This window comes from Pseudomonas kilonensis (genome assembly GCF_001269885.1).
In the GTDB taxonomy this organism is placed as follows: Bacteria; Pseudomonadota; Gammaproteobacteria; order Pseudomonadales; family Pseudomonadaceae; genus Aquipseudomonas; species Aquipseudomonas kilonensis.
In genome coordinates, this window is sequence record NZ_LHVH01000027.1 from 116,109 (window position 1) to 137,036 (window position 20,928).

Here is a 20,928-nt window from a genome sequence, read left to right on the forward strand (position 1 = left end):
GTTGTACGCCGACCATGAGCCAAACCGAACCGCTAGACCAAGATCCCGTGTTCCAGCTGAAGGGCAGCATGCTCGCCATTACGGTGCTGGAGCTGGCCCGCAACGACCTGGACAGCCTTGACCGGCAACTGGCGGCGAAAGTCGCCCAGGCCCCGAATTTTTTCAGCAACGCCCCACTGGTGCTGGCCCTGGACAAACTGCCGGCCGGCGAAGGCGCGGTGGATCTGCCAGGCCTGATGCGCGTTTGCCGCCAGCACGGTCTGCGCACGCTGGCGATCCGTGCCAGCCGCATCGAAGACATCGCCGCTGCCATCGCCGTGGACATTCCGGTGCTGCCGCCGTCCGGCGCCCGGGAGCGCGTGCTTGAGCTGAGCCCGGTCGAAGCGAAGAAAGCCCCGGAAAAACCACCGGAGCCCACCATCAGGCCGACGCGCGTCATCACTTCGCCAGTGCGCGGCGGGCAGCAGATCTATGCCCAGGGTGGCGATCTGGTCATCGTGTCCTCGGTCAGTCCGGGGGCGGAACTTCTGGCCGATGGCAACATCCATGTATACGGCCCGATGCGCGGTCGAGCGCTGGCCGGCGTCAAGGGGGATACGAAAGCCAGGATCTTCTGTCAGCAATTGAGCGCTGAACTGGTCTCCATCGCCGGACAGTACAAGGTCTCCGAGGATTTGCGCCGCGATCCGTTGTGGGGGGCCGGCGTTCAGATCAGCCTGTCGGGCGACGTGTTGAACATCATTCGGCTTTAACGGATACTGCCGCATTTTCCAAGCATCTCTAAAACGAGCGAAAACGGCTTAAACGACGTAGGAAAAAGGATCAGGCAGTGTTTACCGGAGGTAAACCCCGCCCGACATCCGATTCCAGCCAAGCCTGTCCAATTGCAGCAGTTTTCCAGAGATGTTTTTCAGGGACTGACAAAGTCCTTTTTCCTTAGGGGTGAAACACCTTGGCCAAGATTCTCGTGGTTACATCCGGCAAGGGTGGTGTGGGTAAGACCACCACCAGCGCCGCTATCGGTACCGGCCTCGCTCTGCGCGGCCACAAGACAGTCATCGTCGACTTCGACGTCGGCCTGCGTAACCTGGACCTGATCATGGGGTGCGAGCGTCGCGTGGTCTATGACTTCGTCAACGTAGTCAATGGCGAAGCGAACCTGCAACAAGCCCTGATCAAGGACAAGCGCCTTGAGAACCTCTACGTGCTGGCCGCCAGTCAGACCCGCGACAAAGACGCGCTGACCCAGGAAGGCGTGGAAAAAGTGCTGATGCAACTCAAGGAAGACTTCGAGTTCGTGGTGTGCGACTCCCCGGCCGGTATCGAGAAAGGTGCCCACCTGGCCATGTACTTCGCTGACGAAGCGATTGTCGTGACCAACCCGGAAGTGTCGTCGGTCCGTGACTCCGACCGCATGCTGGGCCTGCTGGCGAGCAAATCCCGTCGTGCCGAAAAGGGCGAAGAGCCGATCAAGGAACACCTGCTGCTGACCCGCTACAACCCGCAACGGGTCAGCGATGGCGAAATGCTCGGCGTCGAAGACGTCAAGGAAATCCTCGCCGTCACCCTGCTGGGTGTCATTCCGGAATCCCAAGCGGTACTCAAGGCTTCCAACTCTGGCGTGCCGGTGATTCTCGACGACCAGAGCGATGCCGGCCAGGCATACAGCGATGCCGTTGATCGCCTGCTGGGCAAAACCGTGGAGCATCGTTTCCTCGATGTAACGAAGAAGGGTTTCTTCGAGCGCCTGTTTGGAGGTAGGTAATGAACCTTTTTGACTTCTTTCGTGCCAACAAAAAGCCCAGTACCGCCTCGGTCGCGAAAGAGCGTCTACAGATCATCGTGGCGCACGAACGCGGCCAACGCAGCACCCCTGACTACCTGCCGGCCTTGCAGAAGGAACTGGTGGAAGTGATCCGCAAATACGTCAACATCGGTAGCGATGACGTGCATGTGGCACTGGAAAGCCAGGGCAGCTGCTCGATCCTGGAACTCAACATCACCCTGCCGGATCGCTGATAGATCCTGCGGTAGCCACGGCGGCTCGGGCCCCAAAGTTCTTCACCCTGTGCTCCCACAGGGTTAGGAAAAAAGGGCCCGAGCCGCCGTTGGCGTTTGTAACGAGACTGTTTTCAATGCCCCTGTCCAACATCCGCATCATTCATCAGGACGCCGCTGTCCTGGTGGTCGACAAGCCGACCCTGTTGCTCTCCGTGCCCGGCCGGGCCGACGACAACAAGGACTGCCTGATCACCCGTCTGCAGGAAAACGGCTATCCGGAAGCGCGAATCGTGCACCGACTGGACTGGGAAACCTCCGGCATCATCCTGTTGGCCCGCGACCCGGACACCCATCGCGAACTGTCCCGGCAGTTTCATGATCGCGAAACCGAAAAGGCCTACACGGCGCTGTGCTGGGGCCAACCGGAGCTGGACAGCGGCAGCATCGACCTGCCCTTGCGCTACGACCCGCCGACCAAACCTCGGCATGTGGTGGACCATGAGCACGGCAAACACGCCCTGACCTTCTGGCGCGTGCTGGAACGTTGCGGCGATTGGTGCCGGGTCGAACTCACGCCGATTACCGGGCGCTCGCATCAACTGCGCGTGCACATGCTCTCCATCGGCCACCCCTTGCTGGGCGACGGGCTCTACGCCCACCCGCAGGCCCTCGCTGCCTGGCCGCGCTTATGCCTGCACGCCAGCATGCTGAGCTTCACCCATCCGCAAAGCGGCGAGCGCCTGCGCTTCGAGTGCCCTGCGCCGTTTTAGGCTGACGTCTCAAGCGACTCTATGGAGTCAACGAGCAAGCCTTGGGCTGTAAAAATTCCTACAAAAAACAGTAAAAAATTTACACTTGGAATTAAGAATTTAGAATGATGCTACTTCCCACTCAGGCAGGATGCCCGTGCCATACCTCGCGATGCTTCAGCAGAACTACCCTTTCACCTTTCGTTTTTTGAATACCGATCTACATTTTCGGCAAAAACCTTGTCACCACATCGAGCACTCGCTGCGGCAGTTGATCACCAATCGCCGCAAGTGTGCCGAGACGCGCACGACAGCGATCATCCCAGGCAGCGAGCAATCATTGTTCGCCAAGGTACAGCGCCTGGACAGCTTTAAAAGCAAAGTTCGCATCACCTTGGGTACGCCCCAGCGCAACGGACGCTTCGACTGGCCATTGGAAGAATTGCAGAACATGCTGCATGCCGAGGAACGAGGCATTGAGACGTCGGCGCTGCTGGGGTTTGGCTACACAAGGAGTGGACTGGGCCTGGCTCAGGATTACTTCCTTATTACCCAGTTGCTGGAAGACCACATAGACGGCAAGAAATGGTTGGCCGAACACCCCGGGCAAATCGAAACATTCATCCGAAAAGCTTTCCAACTTCTGGATTCTCTAACGAGCAGGAACATCAGCCACATGGATTTCTGGGTGGGCAACCTCATGCAGCCTACTGATGGAAAAGGGCCACTCAAGGCCATCGATTTTGAGAATTGCTTCTCACGGTCGACGCCATACCTCAGTGAAACACTTGGCTTCCAGCTCGGTTTCCTTTATCACCGTGAGATTTACAAGCTAATCACCGAAGCCCGTTATGACAGCCTGGTGAGGGAATTTCTCAGGCAGAAGCCAACGGTGTCGATGGATAACTTCAACGAGGTGTACCAAGTCAGCAAGCACAGTCACCTGGGCCGCAAGGAACGTCGTGAGTTTTTTTTGCAAGGCCGGCTTATGCTCGGCTGACCCATCCGGGGCGCGGCATTGGTCCTGCAATGTCGTTAATTGATAGGGTAGACTCCCGGCCATTGCTGTCTGGAGATAAAGGCTTCACATGCAGGTTATTAATTTTCAGGGAACACCCGTCAAAAAAGTTCGTCATCAGTATCCTGACGGCCCTTGCTCATGGTAATCCATCCACCCTTCCCAGCATCAGGATCCTGACCGACCGGCCTGAGGATTACCTGGGCTGGCCGGTCGAGACACTCGCGCTGTCTCCCCAACTGCTAAGCGAGTGGCAAGGCAACAACGGTTACATACATCGGCGCAAAGCCTGTGCCATAGCGTCAGGCCTGAAGCTGGCGGAAAAAACCCTGTTTGTCGACACCGACACGCTATTTTTCGCCGACCCCGACCTGCTATTCAAGCAAATCGAGCCAGGGCAATACCTGATGGACCGCTTGGAATACAAGTGGGATTACGTCTGCAAGCGAGAGAGTTACCAAACGTTGGGGACGCACCTGCGCGCCCACGGCATCACTCCGAGCAGTAGCTTCAATCTCTACAACAGCGGCCTATGCGGCGTGACCGACAACGACGCTGCGCTGCTTGCCCAGGCCATCGGACTGATCGATGAATGGACCGAGGATGGCTTCGACATCCATACCATCGAACAGATCGCGATTTCGTTCGCGCTGCACACCAAGACCGTTAAAGAAAGCAAAAAATTCGTTTATCACTACTTCGGTGAGAAACGCTTTTTCCACACCATGCATGCGCATTTCTTTGCCCAACACGGCGAGGCTTTCAGCGCGCAGTTGGTCGAGCGCAGCCATGACGTACCACGCACCCGGCCATCCCCATCGACCTGGCGGCGCCTGAAGATAAAATGGCAATTGCGCGGTCAGCGCGGCGCCTTGAACAAGATCGGTCGCGACCTGTTGTATGGCAGCGCGGCGCCAGAGAATCCTTACTTCGACCTTAGCCGGCACCATTGGTGGGATTCGGCATCAAGGGAGATTCTTCGGCTGAATCCGGAGCTCCGGCAACAGCTGTTCGGCCAACTGGAGCATTGGCCGCAGCACCTACCGGAGCCATCCAAGGCTCAAGACAAGACGTTGATCATGGCGCACCTGCGCAAGCGAATCATGGCCTCGGGCTGATCGATATATCGAGGCCGCACAACAATCCATGACGGAGAACAGCTCTGCAACGCGGGCTGCCAATACGGTAAACTCCCGCCCATTGCTGTCTGGAGTTATTTATGCGCGCAGAGTTGAACCAGGGCCTGATCGACTTTCTCAAGGCCTCCCCTACCCCGTTCCACGCCACCGCCAGCCTCGCCAAGCGCCTGGAGGCGGCAGGCTATCAGCGTCTTGACGAACGCGAGACCTGGGCCACCGAGGCCAACGGTCGCTATTACGTCACGCGCAACGACTCCTCGATTATCGCCTTCAAGCTCGGCCGCAACTCCCCGTTGCACGACGGCATCCGCCTGGTCGGCGCCCACACCGACAGCCCCTGCCTGCGGGTCAAGCCGCAGCCGGAACTGCAACGCCACGGGTTCTGGCAACTGGGTGTGGAAGTCTACGGCGGCGCGCTGCTGGCGCCGTGGTTCGACCGCGACCTGTCCCTGGCCGGGCGCGTGACCTTCCGTCGCGACGGCAAGGTCGAAAGCCAGTTGATCGATTTCAAGGCGCCGATCGCCACGATTCCGAACCTGGCCATCCACCTCAATCGCGAAGCCAACCAGGGCTGGGCCATCAACCCGCAGAATGAGCTGCCGCCGATCCTTGCCCAGTTCGCCGGTGACGAACGCGTTGACTTCCGTGCTGTGCTCACCGATCAACTGGCCCGCGAACATGGCCTGAATGCCGACGTGGTGCTCGATTACGAGTTGAGCTTCTATGACACGCAAAGCGCTGCGGTCATTGGCCTGCACGGCGATTTCATTGCCGGCGCGCGCCTGGACAACCTGCTGTCGTGCTACGCCGGCCTGCAAGCCTTGCTGAACGCCGACACCGAAGAAACCTGCGTGCTGGTGTGCAACGATCACGAGGAGGTCGGCTCGTGCTCGGCCTGTGGCGCCGACGGTCCGATGCTGGAACAGACCCTGCGTCGCCTGCTGCCTGAAGGTGAAGAATTCGTCCGCACCATTCAGAAATCCCTGCTGGTTTCAGCGGACAACGCCCACGGCGTGCATCCCAACTATGCCGACAAGCACGACGCCAACCATGGCCCCAAGCTCAACGCCGGCCCGGTGATCAAGGTCAACAGCAACCAGCGCTACGCCACCAACAGCGAAACCGCCGGGTTCTTCCGCCACCTGTGCATGGCTGAAGAAGTGCCGGTGCAGAGCTTCGTGGTGCGCAGCGACATGGGCTGCGGTTCGACCATCGGCCCGATCACCGCCAGCCAGCTGGGCGTGCGTACCGTGGACATCGGCCTGCCGACCTTCGCCATGCATTCGATCCGCGAACTGTGCGGCAGCCATGACCTGGCGCATCTGGTGAAGGTGCTGAGCGCGTTCTACGCCTCTCGCGAGTTGCCATAGTTGCCCCGAAGGCATGATGAGCCCTGTGGGAGCAAGGCTTGCCCGCGATGAAGGCGACTCTATTTCTGGAAAGACCGAGTTGCCTTCATCGCGAGCAAGCTTTGCTCCCACACAGCTTTGCTCCCACACAGTTTTCTTCCCACACAGTGTTTGCCTCGGGAATGAGGGCGATGTGACATACATCAGCACACCCCGACAAAACCCCAACTAGACTGGCCTTATCCTTCCCCGACAAGGCTGTCGCCATGATCTCGATGTCTTCGTTCAACGCCATGCTGGTGCCCATCATTGCCGGCATGATCCTGCTGGCCATCGGCTTCAACTTCCGTGACAAGAACGTCGGGGTCTTTGCCATGTGGATCGGCATGTTGTTGATCCTCGCCACGGTGGTGATCAAGATCCTGAGCAAGCTCAACGAGTCGCTCTGACCCTGTCTCAGGCTGTCGGCGATTGTTCCGGCTCAGGTTGCTCCGGCACATCCACGCCGACATGGATCGCATCGTGTCGCCAGAACTCCAGGTCGCAATCGATCAGCCGCTGATGCTGGTCATAGTTGACCCGTGCAATACGAAGCCCGGGGCTGCCCACCGAAACCTTCAACGCCGCTGCCGCTTCCGGCTGTAGAGAGGTGGGCACGATTTCAAACTTCACTCGGCCGTAGTGCAGGTCGTAATGGCGGGCGTACAGCTCGGTGATGGACTGGTTGAGGTCGAACCCCAAGATGTCCGGAAAATACTGCGGGTTCAGGTAGTGCTCGACGTACAGCACCAGCCGCTCGTCGATACGCCGCACGCGGCAGATCTGGATCACGCTGGACAACGCCGGCAACTGCAACCAGGCGCACACCGCCGCCGAAGCGGGTTGCAGACGCGCCGAAATCACTTGGGTAGAAGGCACACGCCCCTGGGCCGCGACCATGGCGTGGAAATGGCTGCGCTGCATCAGGTTGTAGGCCAGGCGCGGCGGCGAGACGAACCAGCCCCGGCGCTCCTCCCGATAAATCTGCCCCTGGGCTTCGAGCTGCAACAACGCCTCACGCACGGTAATGCGCGTGGTCCCGAACAACTCACTGAGCTTGCGCTCGGCCGGCAATTTGCTGCCGGGCGCCAGCAACCCGTGGTCGAGCTGCTCTTGCAGGACCTGTCCGATGGCTGTCACCGCTTTGGTTGCATCGATGCGCATCAACGTTACCTATCTGGACTAGACCAGCACTGTTTCGGGGCAAGATCGACGGTTCATCGACCCGTTTCTGGGTCCAGCAAGCCTAGGCACTGCACATGACTGGCAGATGACAGAGCCGCCGAACGGTCGTTTTGCAAGCGTGCAAATTAACGGCCAAGTCCTTGCAGATCAGCTGTTTAACCATGGTCTACGCTTAATTCGCAGCCAACCCTCACGAGCCTGACATTTCCCGGGAGATCCTGAACCGACATCAAAATGTCACAGGGCTCGCCTACATTGGCTCAGGTATTGCTGACCTAGACCAACACAACCGCAATCGCAGCGTTGAAAACGCCCATAGGAGCTTCGGATGAAACAGCTTTTCCTGGCATCACTGTTAGGCTCGACCATTGCCATGTGCACCGCCGCCATGGCCGCTGACACCGATCTGAAAACGTTGGAAGCCGCTGCGAAAGCGGAAGGCGCCGTGAACAGCGTCGGCATGCCCGATGACTGGGCAAACTGGAAAGGCACCTGGGACGACTTGGCCAAGCTCTACGGCCTGAAACACATCGACACCGACATGAGCTCGGCCCAGGAAATCGCCAAGTTCGCCGCCGAGAAAGACAACGCCAGCGCCGACATCGGCGACGTCGGTGCGGCGTTCGGCCCGATCGCGGTCAAGCAGGGCGTGGTCCAACCCTACAAGCCAAGTACCTGGGAACAAGTCCCTGCCTGGGCCAAGGACAAGGACGGCAACTGGGCATTGGCCTACACCGGCACCATCGCGTTCATCGTCAACAAGAAGCTGCTGCACGGCTCCGAAGTACCGACCAAGTGGGCGGACCTGAAGACCGGCAAATACAAAGTCTCCATCGGTGACGTGAGCACCGCTGCCCAAGCCGCCAACGGCGTGCTGGCAGCCGCCCTGGCCAATGGTGGCGACGAGAAGAACGTCCAGCCGGCACTGTTGATGTTCGCCGAGATCGCCAAGCAAGGACGCCTGTCCATGGCCAACCCGACTATCTCCACGATGGAAAAAGGTGAAGTCGAAGTCGGCGTGGTCTGGGATTTCAACGGCCTGAGCTACAAGGCCAAGATGGCCAACCCGGATGACTACGTTGTGCTGATTCCGTCCGACGGCTCGGTCATCTCCGGCTACACCACCATCATCAATAAATACGCCAAGCACCCGAACGCCGCCAAGCTGGCCCGCGAGTACATCTTCAGCGACGCCGGCCAGATCAACCTGGCCAAGGGCAACGCCCGTCCGATCCGCGCCGAGCACCTGACCCTGCCGGCAGAGGTCAAGGCCAAGCTGCTGCCGAACGAGCAGTACAAAGGCGTGACCCCGATCAAGGACGCGGATGCTTGGGAGAAGACTTCCAAGGCACTGCCGCAGAAGTGGCAGGAAGAAGTGATCATCAACATGCAATAAGGCGGTCGCTCCCGCTCGGATATCCACTGGGCACCCAACTGTGGAGCAGTCCCTGTGGGAGCAAAGCTTGCTCGCGATAAACGATGACACGGTCTTGAAGTAGTACCGTATCGCCAGCATCGCGAGCAAGCTTTGCTCCCACAGGCCTGCTCTTACAGTGGAGCTTGGGGGATTCGAGTTTTCTGGTATCTGCCCGGAGTCCCGGTACCCATGAAGCACAACGTCATCCTGGTGGTGCTCGACGGTCTCAACCATGAGGTCGCCCGGCATGCCATGGGGCATTTGCAGGCTTACGTCGGCGCAGGACGCGCGGCCCTCTACAAACTGGAATGTGAGTTGCCCGCCCTGTCCCGTCCGCTCTACGAATGCATCCTCACCGGCGTCGTGCCCATCGACAGCGGGATCGTGCACAACAACGTCTCGCGCCTGTCGAACCAGCGCAGCATTTTCCACTACGCCACCCAGGCCGGCTTGAGTACGGCGGCCGCGGCGTATCACTGGGTCAGCGAGCTCTATAACGTTTCGCCCTTCGTGGCCGGTCGCGATCGTCACACCGACAACCCCGACTTGCCGATTCAACACGGGCATTTCTATTGGAATGACCATTACCCCGATTCCCATCTGTTCGCCGACGCCGAACACCTGCGCCAGCGCTACTTGCCGAACTTTTTGCTGGTGCACCCGATGAACATCGACGACGCCGGCCATAAGCACGGCCTCGACACCCCGCAATACCGCAACAGCGCCCGCTCCGCCGACATCAACCTGGCGGTCTACCTGCAAGCCTGGCTCGACGCCGGTTACCAGGTGCTGGTGACGTCCGACCACGGCATGAACAACGATCGCTCCCATAACGGCCTGCTGGCCGAAGAACGGGAAGTGCCGCTGTTTGTCCTGGGCAGCGGCTTCAGTTTCGATCCCGCCGCCACGCCCCGGCAGACCGAACTGTGCGGCACCATTTGCCAATTGCTCGGCGTCGACCACGACAAACCCTACTGCCAGGAGTTACTCAAGTGAACGCCATGACGCGCGGCAAATGGCTGGCAGCGTTGTGCCTGGTGCCCTTCGCGATTTTCTTCATCGTGTTCCAGATCGCCCCGCTGCTCTGGGTGCTGGTCAACAGCCTGGAATCGGAAGAGTTCGGCTGGGGCCTGGCCAACTTCAGCAAGATCTTCAGTTCCAAGTTCTACCTGCAAGCGATCCAGCACAGCCTGGAGATCAGCTTCTGGTCCAGTGTGTTCGGCATCGTCATCGCCGTGCTGGGCAGCTACTCCCTGCGCCGGGTGGATTCGCGGCTGCGCAACTTCGTCAACGCCTTCGCCAACATGACCAGCAACTTCGCCGGCGTGCCCCTGGCCTTCGCCTTCATCATTTTGCTCGGGTTCAACGGCAGCATCACGATCATGCTCAAACAGGCGGGGATCATCGAGGATTTCAACCTGTACTCGAAAACCGGGTTGATCATCCTCTACACCTACTTCCAGATCCCCCTGGGCGTGCTGCTGCTCTATCCGGCCTTCGACGCCCTGCGCGAAGACTGGCGCGAGTCCGCCGAGCTGCTGGGCGCCAACGGCTGGCAGTTCTGGCGACACATTGGCTTGCCGGTGCTGACCCCGGCGCTGCTGGGCACCTTCGTGATCCTGCTGGCCAACGCCCTCGGCGCCTACGCCACGGTCTATGCGCTGACCACCGGCAACTTCAACGTGCTGCCGATTCGCATCGCCGCCATGGTCTCTGGCGACATTTCCCTCGACCCGAACATGGCCAGTGCCCTGGCCGTGATATTGGTGGCGTTGATGACCGTGGTCACCATCGTCCATCAGTTGCTGCTCAAGAGGAGCTACCATGTCTCGCGCTGAACCGGGCTCCGTCGGGCTCTATCATCGGGTGGTGGTGTACCTGCTGTTCGCCATCCTGCTGCTGCCCCTGGCCGGCACGCTCGTCTACTCCATCGCCAGCAGTTGGTCGGCCACCGTGCTGCCCAGCGGCTTCACGTTCAAATGGTATGTACAGTTGTGGAGCGATCCGCGTTTTCTCCACGCCTTCGGTCAATCGCTGCTGGTTTGCGTCGGTGCGCTGGTGCTTTCGGTGGTGCTGATCCTGCCGTTGCTGTTCGTGGTGCATTACCACTTCCCCAAGCTCGACGCCCTGATGAACATCCTCATCCTGCTGCCCTTCGCGGTGCCGCCGGTGGTGTCATCGGTGGGGCTGTTGCAACTCTACGGCTCCGGGCCGCTGGCGATGGTCGGTACGCCGTGGATCCTGATCGGCTGCTACTTCACCGTCGCCCTGCCGTTCATGTACCGGGCGATCACCAACAACCTGCAAGCCATCAACCTGCGCGACCTGATGGACGCCGCCCAACTGCTCGGCGCCAGCACCTTCCAGGCCGCATTCCTGGTGGTGCTGCCGAACCTGCGCAAGGGCCTGATGGTGGCGCTGCTGCTGTCCTTCTCGTTCCTGTTCGGCGAATTCGTGTTTGCCAACATCCTCGTTGGCACCCGCTATGAAACCCTGCAGGTGTACCTGAACAACATGCGCAACAGCAGCGGTCACTTCACCAGTGCGCTGGTGATTTCCTACTTCCTCTTCGTACTGGTCCTGACCTGGGCGGCCAACATCTTGAGCAAGGACAAAAGCCAATGAGCTACGTCAGCGTCCAACACCTGCAAAAAAGCTACGCCGGTACGCCGGTGTTCAGCGACATCAATTGCGAGATCCGCAAGGGCGAATTCGTCACCCTCCTCGGCCCTTCCGGTTGCGGCAAATCCACGCTGTTGCGCTGCATTGCCGGCCTGACCGCGGTGGATGCCGGCCAGATCATCCTCGACGGGCAAGACATCGTCCCATTGAGCCCGCAGAAACGCGGGATCGGCATGGTCTTCCAGAGCTACGCCTTGTTCCCCAACATGACCGTGGAGCAGAACGTCGCCTTCGGCCTGCGCATGCAAAAAGTCGACGCCTCGGACAGCCGCCAGCGTGTGCTGGAGATCCTGCGCCTGGTGGAGCTGCATGATTTTGCCGCGCGCTACCCCCATCAACTGTCCGGCGGCCAATGCCAGCGCGTCGCCCTGGCCCGCTCCCTGGTGACCCGGCCGCGCCTGTTGCTGCTGGACGAGCCGCTGTCGGCCCTGGACGCACGGATTCGCAAGCACCTGCGCGAACAGATCCGACAGATCCAGCGTGAGTTGGGCCTGACCACGATCTTCGTCACACACGACCAGGAAGAAGCCCTGACCATGTCTGACCGGATTTTCCTGATGAACCAGGGAAAGATCGTACAAAGCGGCGATGCCGAAACCCTTTACACAGCGCCAATCGACGTCTTTGCCGCCGGTTTCATCGGCAACTACAACCTGCTGGATGCCGACAGCGCGACCAAACTGCTGCAACGGCCGGTGAGTGGCCGTATCGCCATCCGCCCGGAAGCCATCGAGCTGAGCCGCAATGGCGAGGCCGATGCGCTGATCCGCAGCCACAGTCTGCTGGGCAACGTGATTCGCTACCGGGTTGAGGCCCGTGGCGTGGAATTGGTGGTGGATGTGCTCAATCGTTCGGCCGCCGACCTGCACCCCGATGGCGCACGGTTGTCACTTTCCATCGATCCGTCGGCGCTGTGTGAGGTAGCCTGACGGCTTTGTTGATTTTGAAACTGATTTTGAAAAGGAAACGCGCTGATGGCCCTGGCAATTTTTGATCTGGACGAAACCCTGATCCACGGCGACTGCGCCACCCTCTGGAGCGAACAGATGGGACGCCTGGGCTGGGTTGATCCCGAGTCCTTCATGCGGCGCAACAACGAGCTGATGGACGCCTACAGCCACGGCAAGCTGCGCATGGAAGCGTACATGGACTTCAGCCTGGAGCCGATGATCGGTCGCACCCCCGAGGAGATCGAGCACCTGGTGGCGCCGTGGGTGGAAGACTTCATCGAACCGATCATCTTCAGCGACGCCACCAAGACCATCGCCGAACACCGCAAGGCCGGTGACCGGATCCTGGTGATCTCGGCCTCGGGCACGCACTTGGTCAAGCCAATTGCCGAACGCCTGGGTATCGACGAGATCCTGGCGATCGAACTTGAAGTGACCCATGGGGTGTACAGCGGCCAGACCGTGGGCACCCTGACCTACCGCGAAGGCAAGATCACCCGGCTGCTGGACTGGCTGGATGCCGAGGAAGAGAACCTGGAAGGCGCAAGTTTCTATTCCGACTCGCGCAATGACCTGCCGCTGCTGCTCAAGGTCGATTACCCGCATGTGGTGAACCCGGACCCGGTATTGAAGGCCCATGCCGAATCGGCCGGGTGGCCAATCCATACCTGGAAATAAGCAGCCTCATGTGGGAGCGAGCTTGCTCGCGATAGCGGTGAATCAGCCGGCATTGATTTATCTGATACACCGCCATCGCGAGCAAGCTCAGCTCCCACAGGTTCAAGATTCAGGTTCAGCCCAGCAGCAGCCACAGGCTCCAGCCGAGCAACACCACACCGCAGAGACGACTGAGCCAGAGTCCCTGCGGCAGGTTTTTCTCCAGCAGGATGAAGGCACCGATCACTGCCACCCAGAGCAGGTTCATCACACCGACCACGAACAGCAGGCCCATCAGGGCCCAACAGCAGCCCACGCAGTAAGCGCCATGGGCCAGCCCCATGCGCCAGCCACCGAGCACGTCGGGGCGCCAATAGCTGAGCAGAAAATGCAGCGGCCCGCGACAATGCTCAAGGCAGACCGCCTTGCTTGGCAGCCACTGATAAACACCTGCGACCAGCAGCAGGCCGGCGCCCAGGGCGGTGCTGGTACTGCGCATCCCCGGACTGAGCAGGGCGAGCTGCTCGAGCGCCCATTGCAACGCCGTGGCGCCCAGGGCGAAACCGGCCCAGACCAGAACATAGGCGCTGCAGAACAGCAGCAGGGCCAGGTGTCGCTGCGGCGCCGGCATGCGCTTGTGCAGCATCTGCTGGTAGATCAGCAGCATGGGTAGGGCGCTGGGCAGCATCATGCCGATCATCATCACCACCCACATGACGAACATCAGCAGAGCATCGCTCAGGCTCCAGGGCATGAGCATGCCGGCCATTGCCACATCGGCCATGCCGCCCGGTGCACTCATGTCGCGGGCCATGCGCAACAGCAGCAGCCAGGCCAGGGCGGTCAGCGCGAGCAGGCAGAGCAGGAGCAGCCACTGCTCGCCTGTCAGTCGCTTGCTCGGCGTCACCGCCTGAGGTTCTGCCATTACGGCTCTATGCCATGGCCGGTGAAGTGCACGTGGGCGAGGTGGCTATGACTGCCCTGGGATTGTAGTTTGAGGGCTGAATGCGTCTGGTAGCTGCCGCTGGCCACTTCGGCCTCAAGGAACTCGAAGCCGTTGGGCAGGGACAGCCGGACTCGATGAGGTGAGCCGTCGATCGGGCTGCGGATCGGCTCGCCACTGGCCTGCAACACGCCTGGAATGTCCAGGTGCGCCAAGCGCTGGTCGACATCGATGGAGAGGGTGATGGGCACGAACAGCGGTTCGAACGCTTCACTCATGGTGCTGCTGAACACTTGAAACACATTGGCCCCGGGGTCGCTCTCCAGTCCAGAGAGGATGGTCAGCAAGGACTGGCGTTGCGCCTCGTCGGCGCGCTCGTCGATGAACACCTGACAACTGCCGTTGCCCTCATGGATGGCGCCCGGCCAAGCGAAGGTGGCGGCCCAGCACAAACCGTCCAGCGCTACCTGATTGAAATACCCGTGTTCCACTCGCATCGACGCCACCGCCTGGCAGTGACCATGGGTCGGTGGCGCATTGAATTGACAGGGGCAGCCCCAATTGCAGTTGCAGGCAATGAATTCGACGCCCTGCATGCGCCATTCGGCGATGGCCATGATCAACCTCTTCACCTGGCGGGTGAAATGAAAGTTGCGGTTGCCCCATCCCCCATTAGTTAACGCTAGCAGGGCGCGCGCATCGGATACGGGCTGCCGACCGAAGGTCAGCTTGCCCGTGGTCGCTGGTGAGAGTTGCAAGCCACCGTCGATAGGAGGCCTTGGCTCAGCTCCCACAAGGAGTTTGGGGTGAACACCGGCTCTATGAGCCCCCGAAGTCTCATGTGGGAGCAAGGCTTGCCCGCGATGGCGGCCGTACATTCAGCATCAATGCAAACTGATCCATCGCTTTCGCGAGCAAGCTTTGCTCCCACAAGTCCGCACCCTGCTCCGGGAATCAGCTCAGGCTTTCATCGATCACCAACACAAGCTTCCCGGACACCTGGTTGGTCGCCAGCTCCGCGAACGCTGCTTCGGCGTCCTTGATGGCGAAGGTCCGGGCCAGTTGCGGGTTCAGGCGTTTGTCGGCAAACAGCGGCCACACCTGTTGGCCCAGCTCGCTGATCAGGTCGGCCTTGAACTGCTCGTCACGGCTGCGCAAGGTCGAACCGAGCAATTGGATGCGTTTGCCCAGCACCTGCGCCAGATCGAGTTCGGTAGAGCGCCCGCCCATCAGGCCGATCAACACCCAGCGGCCGTCAACTGACAAAAGTTTCACGTTGAGTTTGGCGTAGTTGCCGCCCACTGGATCGAGGATCACATCGAAGGGACCGAGGTCGTTCAAACTCTCCAGGCCGTCGGTGCGCACCACGCCACCCTGGGCGCCCAGGGCCTCGCAATAGGCCAGCCGCTCGGTCGAACCGACACTGACCCAGCACGGGTTGCCAAAGGCCTTGCACAGCTGGATAGCGGCCGAACCAACGCCGCTGGCACCGGCGTGCAGCAGCACTTTTTCGCCCGGTTTGAGCGCCGCCAACTGGAACAGATTCAGCCACGCGGTGCTGTAGACCTCAGGCAGCGCGGCCGCTTCAGCCAGTGACAAGCCCTCCGGCACCGGCAGCACATGCCGGCCATCAACCACCACCTCCTCGGCCATCCCGCCGCCGGCCAGCAATGCGCAAACGCGGTCGCCCACCTGCCAGGACGAGCCCGGCCCCACCTCGCTGATCACCCCCGAACACTCCAACCCCAATACTTGGCTGGCGCCGGGTGGCGGCGGGTAAAGTCCGGCTTTTTGCAACAAATCGGCCCGATTCAGGCCGGCGGCCGCCACACGGATGCGAACTTGCCCGACATCACATGCCGGACTTGGCTCATCAGCCCATACCACTTGGCCTTCAACGCCTTGCAATGCTTTCACGGTGCCTCCATAGTGAGTCTCGACTGGGCCCGCTGCTTCAACGCCGGGCTTTCTTGCATTATGCGCCCGGGCCACATGGAACCGGCGACTTCAAAGACGGCCTAATATGCGTTATCAATTGTCCCTGCGTCGAATCAGCATGAAGCACCTGTTCCCCAGCACCGCCCTCGCGCTCGTCATTGGCCTCGGCCTGTTACCGTTGTCGAACGATACGTTCGCAGCCAACAGCTGGGACAAGCTTCAGCCCGATCGCGACGAAGTGATTGCCAGCCTTAACGTCGTCGAATTGCTCAAGCGCCATCACTACAGCAAGCCACCGCTCGATGATGCGCGCTCGGTCATCATCTATGACAGCTACTTGAAGCTGCTCGATCCATCGCGCAGTTACTTCCTGGCCAGCGACATCGCTGAATTCGACAAGTGGAAAACCCAGTTCGACGATTTCCTCAAGAGCGGCGACCTGAACGCCGGGTTCACCATTTACAAGCGTTACCTGGACCGCGTGAAGGCGCGCCTGGACTACACCCTGGCCGAACTGAACAAAGGCGTCGACAAAATCGACTTCAATGCCAAGGAAACCTTGCAGGTCGACCGCAAGGACGCCCCTTGGCTCAAAAGCACGGCCGAACTCGATGACCTATGGCGCAAGCGCGTCAAGGACGAAGTGCTGCGCATGAAGATCGCCGGCAAGGACTCCAAGCAGATCCAGGAAACCCTGACCAAGCGCTACAAGAATCAGTTGGCGCGCCTGGACCAGACCCGCGCCGAGGATATTTTCCAGGCGTACATCAATACCTTCGCCATGTCCTACGACCCGCACACCAATTATCTGTCGCCAGATAACGCGGAAAACTTCGACATCAACATGAGCCTGTCCCTGGAAGGCATCGGTGCGGTGCTGCAGAGCGATAACGATCAAGTGAAGATCGTGCGCCTGGTACCGGCCGGGCCTGCCGACAAGACCAAGCAGGTCAGCCCGGCGGACAAGATCATCGGCGTCGCCCAGGGCAACAAGGAAATGGTCGACGTGGTCGGCTGGCGCCTGGAGGAAGTGGTCAAGCTGATCCGCGGCCCGAAAGGCTCGGTGGTGCGCCTGGAGGTCATCCCGGCCAGCAATGCGCCGAACGACCAGACCAGCAAGATCGTGTCCATCACCCGTGAAGCGGTGAATCTGGATGACCAGGCAGCGAAGAAATCGGTCCTCAACCTCAAGCAGGATGGCAAGGACTACAAGATCGGCATCATCGAGATCCCGACCTTCTACCTGAACTTCAAGGCGTTCCGCGCTGGCGATCCGGACTACAAGAGCACGACTCGCGACGTCAAGAAGCTGCTGACCGAACTGCAGAAGGAAAAGGTCGACGGCGTTGTCATCGACTTGCGCAACAACGGCGGCGGCTCCCTGCAGGAAGCCACCGAGCTGACCAGCCTGTTCATCGACAAGGGCCCGACCGTGCTCGTGCGTAACGCCGATGGCCGAGTGGATGTGCTGGAAGACGAAAACCCGGGCGCGTTCTACAAGGGACCGATGGCCTTGCTGGTCAATCGCCTGTCCGCGTCGGCCTCGGAAATTTTCGCCGGTGCCATGCAGGACTACCACCGTGCGCTGATCATCGGCGGCCAGACCTTCGGCAAAGGCACCGTGCAGACCATCCAGCCGCTCAACCACGGCGAACTGAAGCTGACCCTGGCGAAGTTCTACCGGGTTTCCGGCCAGAGCACCCAGCATCAGGGCGTGCTGCCTGACATCGATTACCCGTCGATCATCGACACCAAGGAAATCGGTGAAAGCGCCCTGCCCGAAGCCATGCCATGGGACACCATCCGGCCTGCGATCAAACCGGCCGTGGACCCGTTCAAGCCGTACCTGGCCCAACTCAAGTCCGACCACGATGCGCGCTCGTCCCAGGACGCGGAATTCGTGTTCATCCGCGACAAGCTGGCCCTGGCGCAGAAGTTGATGATGGAGAAAACCGTCACCCTCAACGAAGCCGAGCGTCGCGCGCAGCATGCCGATATCGAGACCAAGCAGCTGGTCATGGAAAACCTGCGTCGCAAAGCCAAGGGCGAAGAACCGCTCAAAGAGCTGAAGAAAGAAGACGAAGACCTGATCACCGAGCCGGAGAAAACCAAGCCGGAAGACGATGCCTACCTGAGCGAGACCGGACGGATCCTGCTGGATTACCTGAAACTCAACACGGCGATCGCCAAGCACTAAAATGATGGCCATTTAATGGTGATGCTCGTCGGAGTGTCATCAAACTGACATCAGTCTGTCGTGAAATACAGGACTGGGTGCCGCGCACCCGGTCCTTTTTTTATCGCCAGAGATTGCCATGACCACGACAGAGCAGCTGAGTGCCTTGAGTTCGATCCTGGCTCAAAGCGGTTTGCACAGCCTGTTCCAACCGATCATCTGCCTTTCCGAACGGCGCATCGTGGGTTATGAAGCCTTGACTCGCGGCCCCTCCAACAGCCCGTTGCACTCCCCCATTGCGCTGCTTTCCGTGGCCCGCCAGGCCGGCCGCCTCAGCGAATTGGAACTGGCCTGCCGCCGCAGCGCCTGCCAACGCTTCAATGAGCAAAAGTTACCGGGCAAGCTGTTTCTCAACGTCTCACCCGAATCCCTGCTCGAATCCGCGCACCAGACCGGGCGCACGCTACAACTGCTGCAGGACCTGGGCATCGCGCCCAGCCAGGTCGTGATCGAACTGACCGAACAAACCCCCATCGATGACTTCCAGCTCCTGCAAACCGCCCTGCATCACTACCGGGCCATGGGTTTCTCGATTGCCCTGGACGACTTGGGCGCCGGTTATTCGAGCCTGCGGCTGTGGTCTGAATTGCGGCCCGATTACGTGAAGATCGACCGGCATTTCATCGACGGCATCCATCAGGACGCCCTCAAGCGCGAGTTCGTCGGCTCGATCCTGAAAATCGCCCGGGCCTCCCGCGCCCAGGTGATTGCCGAGGGAATCGAACTGCCGGAAGAACTGGCGGTGCTGATCGAAATGGGCGTCGACCTGGTCCAGGGTTATCTGCTGGCACGGCCTCAAGAACAACCGTCACGCGATGCCAGAGCGCTGATGCCCAAGCAGGACAGCGGAGTGGCGGCGTTGAGCGATGAGGTCAACGACCTCAGTGCGCTGCTCAACGAACAACCGGCAGTGGCCCACAACACTCCGACAGCCACCGTGCTGGAAGCATTTCGTCGCCAGGCCAACCTCAACTCCCTGGCGGTGCTGGACAATCAGAACCAGCCTTGTGGCATCGTTCATCGCCATTCGCTCTCGGATGCCTTGCTCAAGCCCTTCGCCACCGACCTGTTCGCCCGCAAACCCATCAGCCGCTTGATGAGCGATGACTTTCTCGCGGTGGAGTTGAACCAGTCGCTGCAACAAGTCAGCCGCCTGATCACCAGCCGCGCCCGACAACGCATCGAAGAAGACTTCATCATCACCCTCAACGGCGGCTACCTGGGCCTGGGCCGGGTAATCGACGTGCTCAAGCTCATCACCGAACTGAAAATCCAGCAGGCCCGCTACGCCAACCCCCTGACTCTGCTGCCGGGCAACGTCCCGATCCAGCAATGCCTCACGCGCCTGCTGCAACAACGGCAGGAATCGGTGATCTGCTACGTGGACATCGACAGTTTCAAACCCTTCAACGACATCTACGGCTACGGCCGCGGCGACGAAGTCCTGCTGTGCCTGGCCCAATGCCTGAACGAACGCATCGACCCCAGCCGTGACTTCGTCGGCCACATCGGCGGCGACGACTTCCTGCTGGTCCTCGGCCCGGAAGACTGGCGCAGACGCCTGGACCAGCTACTCAGCGACTTCCAGACCCACTGCCGCCGCTTCTACCGCCCCGAGCACTTGGAGGCGGGATGTTTTACAGCGTTGAACCGACAGGGCGTTCGACAGGAGTTCGCGTTGTTGTCATTGTCGATTGGCGTGGTGCACCTGCGCGCCGAGGCCTGTGAGGAATTGGATGCCAGCCAGTTGGCTGAGCTGGCTTCGCAGGCCAAGCATCATGCCAAGGACATTTTGGGGGGGAGTGTGTACTTGATTAATGGTGCGATCGAGCAGGCACCGGTCCTGGAGTTGGGGCTGTCGGTGTGAAAGTGGGTTGCCTTCACCCCAACGGAATGGCAGCTACAAATCCTGTGGCGAGGGAGCTTGCTCCCGCTGGGCTGCGTAGCAGCCCCTCATTTGGATAACGCGGTGTGTCTGGTTAATTGCGTAGGCTGTTTTTAGGGCTGCTTCACAGCCCAGCGGGAGCAAGCTCCCTCGCCACAGTAATGCAATCTGGAATCAGCTCGACTTATCGGATATCAAAGAGGCTTTGTTTGCAAGGTAGTTCCACCATCAAATATTTTTCTTATCCGAATTACCAGGTTGCTGGGTCTTCCTGGTTGGCCCTATCAAGATCCCCGCCCCACTCTTCCGCTAAATATTTATAGATATCCTCAAAGAAAATTCTGAAATCTTGCATTTCATCCCACTCCGGCGGAAGGGCTGAATGTGAAACCACTTCGTGTTCGAACAGCGCATTAAAATCATACTTCGGATCATCGAGCGCAATTGCGAGCACACAAAAAAACAAGAATTTGTGTCGATAACTTAGATTTCTAAAGCGATGCACTACGTACTTATAAATCAACACCTTCCGATCTTCAGCACTATTGAGATCGAACTGCGACAGTTCCTCACCCAAGGTCTCTTCGCAATCATATACCTCGAATCCGCCTAGAAAATGACCGATCTGAGGATCATAAGGACGATCAAGAAACGGATGCATCAACATCAAAACCTCCTACAGGATAATAAGCGACCGGACGTAGCGTTTCGTAATCGAACCTGACTTCAACTAGGTTAAT

Annotated in this window: 21 protein-coding genes; 16 read left to right on the forward strand and 5 right to left on the reverse strand. The window is 59.8% G+C overall.

Annotation, left to right across the window (positions count from 1 at the left end):
* Positions 1-14: 14 nt before the first annotated feature.
* The 8 genes from minC to AD662_RS21135 all read left to right on the forward strand — a co-directional run bounded on the left by minC (position 15) and on the right by AD662_RS21135 (position 6,705).
* Positions 15-752: a septum site-determining protein MinC gene (gene minC / locus AD662_RS21100; RefSeq protein WP_018612479.1), complete on the forward strand. Its 738-nt coding sequence runs from the start codon at positions 15-17 to the stop codon at positions 750-752.
* A gap of 200 nt (positions 753-952) precedes the next feature.
* Positions 953-1,765 carry a septum site-determining protein MinD gene (minD, locus tag AD662_RS21105; RefSeq protein WP_003179114.1) on the forward strand — a complete coding sequence of 271 codons (813 nt, stop codon included), beginning with the start codon at positions 953-955 and terminating at the stop codon, positions 1,763-1,765.
* Entirely contained in the window at positions 1,765-2,019 is a 255-nt protein-coding gene (gene minE / locus AD662_RS21110; protein ID WP_003179111.1) for a cell division topological specificity factor MinE, read from the forward strand. Before minD ends, minE begins: the two co-directional genes overlap by 1 nt.
* A 116-nt stretch (positions 2,020-2,135) precedes the next feature.
* On the forward strand, positions 2,136-2,771 hold the full coding sequence (locus AD662_RS21115) for an RluA family pseudouridine synthase (protein WP_003204542.1): 636 nt from the start codon (positions 2,136-2,138) through the stop codon (positions 2,769-2,771).
* Positions 2,772-2,901: 130 nt separating this feature from the next.
* Positions 2,902-3,750: a hypothetical protein gene (locus AD662_RS21120; RefSeq protein ID WP_139213003.1), complete on the forward strand. Its 849-nt coding sequence runs from the start codon at positions 2,902-2,904 to the stop codon at positions 3,748-3,750.
* A 425-nt stretch (positions 3,751-4,175) separates the two neighbouring features.
* Positions 4,176-4,886 carry a hypothetical protein gene (locus tag AD662_RS21125; RefSeq protein ID WP_235862364.1) on the forward strand — a complete coding sequence of 237 codons (711 nt, stop codon included), beginning with the start codon at positions 4,176-4,178 and terminating at the stop codon, positions 4,884-4,886.
* 101 nt (positions 4,887-4,987) lie between these two features.
* Positions 4,988-6,277 carry a M18 family aminopeptidase gene (locus AD662_RS21130; protein WP_014339686.1) on the forward strand — a complete coding sequence of 430 codons (1,290 nt, stop codon included), beginning with the start codon at positions 4,988-4,990 and terminating at the stop codon, positions 6,275-6,277.
* Positions 6,278-6,522: 245 nt separating this feature from the next.
* A complete protein-coding gene (locus AD662_RS21135) occupies positions 6,523-6,705 on the forward strand; it encodes a hypothetical protein (protein WP_014339687.1) in 183 nt (60 codons plus the stop codon).
* A gap of 7 nt (positions 6,706-6,712) precedes the next feature.
* Here AD662_RS21135 and AD662_RS21140 read toward each other — a convergent pair whose 3' ends face one another.
* Positions 6,713-7,459 carry a UTRA domain-containing protein gene (locus AD662_RS21140; RefSeq protein WP_018612469.1) on the reverse strand — a complete coding sequence of 249 codons (747 nt, stop codon included), beginning with the start codon at positions 7,457-7,459 and terminating at the stop codon, positions 6,713-6,715.
* Positions 7,460-7,808: 349 nt separating this feature from the next.
* On the opposite strand from AD662_RS21140, the gene AD662_RS21145 reads away from it, so the two are divergent.
* From AD662_RS21145 to AD662_RS21170, 6 genes are all read left to right on the forward strand, one after another.
* Entirely contained in the window at positions 7,809-8,876 is a 1,068-nt protein-coding gene (locus tag AD662_RS21145) for an ABC transporter substrate-binding protein (RefSeq protein WP_053189675.1), read from the forward strand.
* Between the two features lie 210 nt (positions 8,877-9,086).
* Entirely contained in the window at positions 9,087-9,893 is an 807-nt protein-coding gene (locus AD662_RS21150; RefSeq protein ID WP_018612465.1) for an alkaline phosphatase family protein, read from the forward strand.
* Positions 9,894-9,898: 5 nt separating this feature from the next.
* Positions 9,899-10,735: an ABC transporter permease gene (locus AD662_RS21155; RefSeq protein ID WP_161798371.1), complete on the forward strand. Its 837-nt coding sequence runs from the start codon at positions 9,899-9,901 to the stop codon at positions 10,733-10,735.
* Positions 10,722-11,522, forward strand: coding sequence for an ABC transporter permease (locus AD662_RS21160; RefSeq protein WP_018612464.1), 801 nt, complete (start codon positions 10,722-10,724; stop codon positions 11,520-11,522). The genes AD662_RS21155 and AD662_RS21160 overlap by 14 nt, the downstream gene beginning before the upstream one ends.
* Entirely contained in the window at positions 11,519-12,508 is a 990-nt protein-coding gene (locus AD662_RS21165; RefSeq protein ID WP_053189676.1) for an ABC transporter ATP-binding protein, read from the forward strand. Before AD662_RS21160 ends, AD662_RS21165 begins: the two co-directional genes overlap by 4 nt.
* Positions 12,509-12,553: 45 nt before the next feature.
* Positions 12,554-13,207, forward strand: a complete 654-nt coding sequence (locus tag AD662_RS21170; protein WP_014339694.1) for an HAD family hydrolase — start codon at positions 12,554-12,556, stop codon at positions 13,205-13,207.
* Positions 13,208-13,322: 115 nt separating this feature from the next.
* Here the strand turns inward: AD662_RS21170 and AD662_RS21175 are convergent, their stop codons facing one another.
* The 3 genes from AD662_RS21175 to AD662_RS21185 all read right to left on the reverse strand — a co-directional run bounded on the left by AD662_RS21175 (position 13,323) and on the right by AD662_RS21185 (position 16,046).
* Positions 13,323-14,111, reverse strand: coding sequence for a DUF2182 domain-containing protein (locus tag AD662_RS21175; protein ID WP_053189677.1), 789 nt, complete (start codon positions 14,109-14,111; stop codon positions 13,323-13,325).
* The gene (locus AD662_RS21180; protein WP_053189678.1) at positions 14,111-14,746 is read right to left on the reverse strand and encodes a DUF1326 domain-containing protein; all 636 of its coding nucleotides are present in this window, start codon (positions 14,744-14,746) and stop codon (positions 14,111-14,113) included. The genes AD662_RS21175 and AD662_RS21180 overlap by 1 nt, the downstream gene beginning before the upstream one ends.
* A gap of 337 nt (positions 14,747-15,083) precedes the next feature.
* Complete coding sequence (locus AD662_RS21185) at positions 15,084-16,046, reverse strand: zinc-binding dehydrogenase (protein ID WP_053189679.1); 963 nt, start codon at positions 16,044-16,046, stop codon at positions 15,084-15,086.
* Positions 16,047-16,185: 139 nt separating this feature from the next.
* On the opposite strand from AD662_RS21185, the gene AD662_RS21190 reads away from it, so the two are divergent.
* Positions 16,186-18,264 carry a carboxy terminal-processing peptidase gene (locus tag AD662_RS21190; RefSeq protein WP_162843739.1) on the forward strand — a complete coding sequence of 693 codons (2,079 nt, stop codon included), beginning with the start codon at positions 16,186-16,188 and terminating at the stop codon, positions 18,262-18,264.
* Positions 18,265-18,382: 118 nt separating this feature from the next.
* A complete protein-coding gene (locus AD662_RS21195; RefSeq protein WP_053189681.1) occupies positions 18,383-20,170 on the forward strand; it encodes a bifunctional diguanylate cyclase/phosphodiesterase in 1,788 nt (595 codons plus the stop codon).
* Between the two features lie 268 nt (positions 20,171-20,438).
* On the opposite strand, the gene AD662_RS21200 is transcribed toward AD662_RS21195, so the two are convergent.
* Positions 20,439-20,855, reverse strand: coding sequence for a hypothetical protein (locus AD662_RS21200; RefSeq protein ID WP_053189682.1), 417 nt, complete (start codon positions 20,853-20,855; stop codon positions 20,439-20,441).
* Positions 20,856-20,928: the final 73 nt, after the last annotated feature.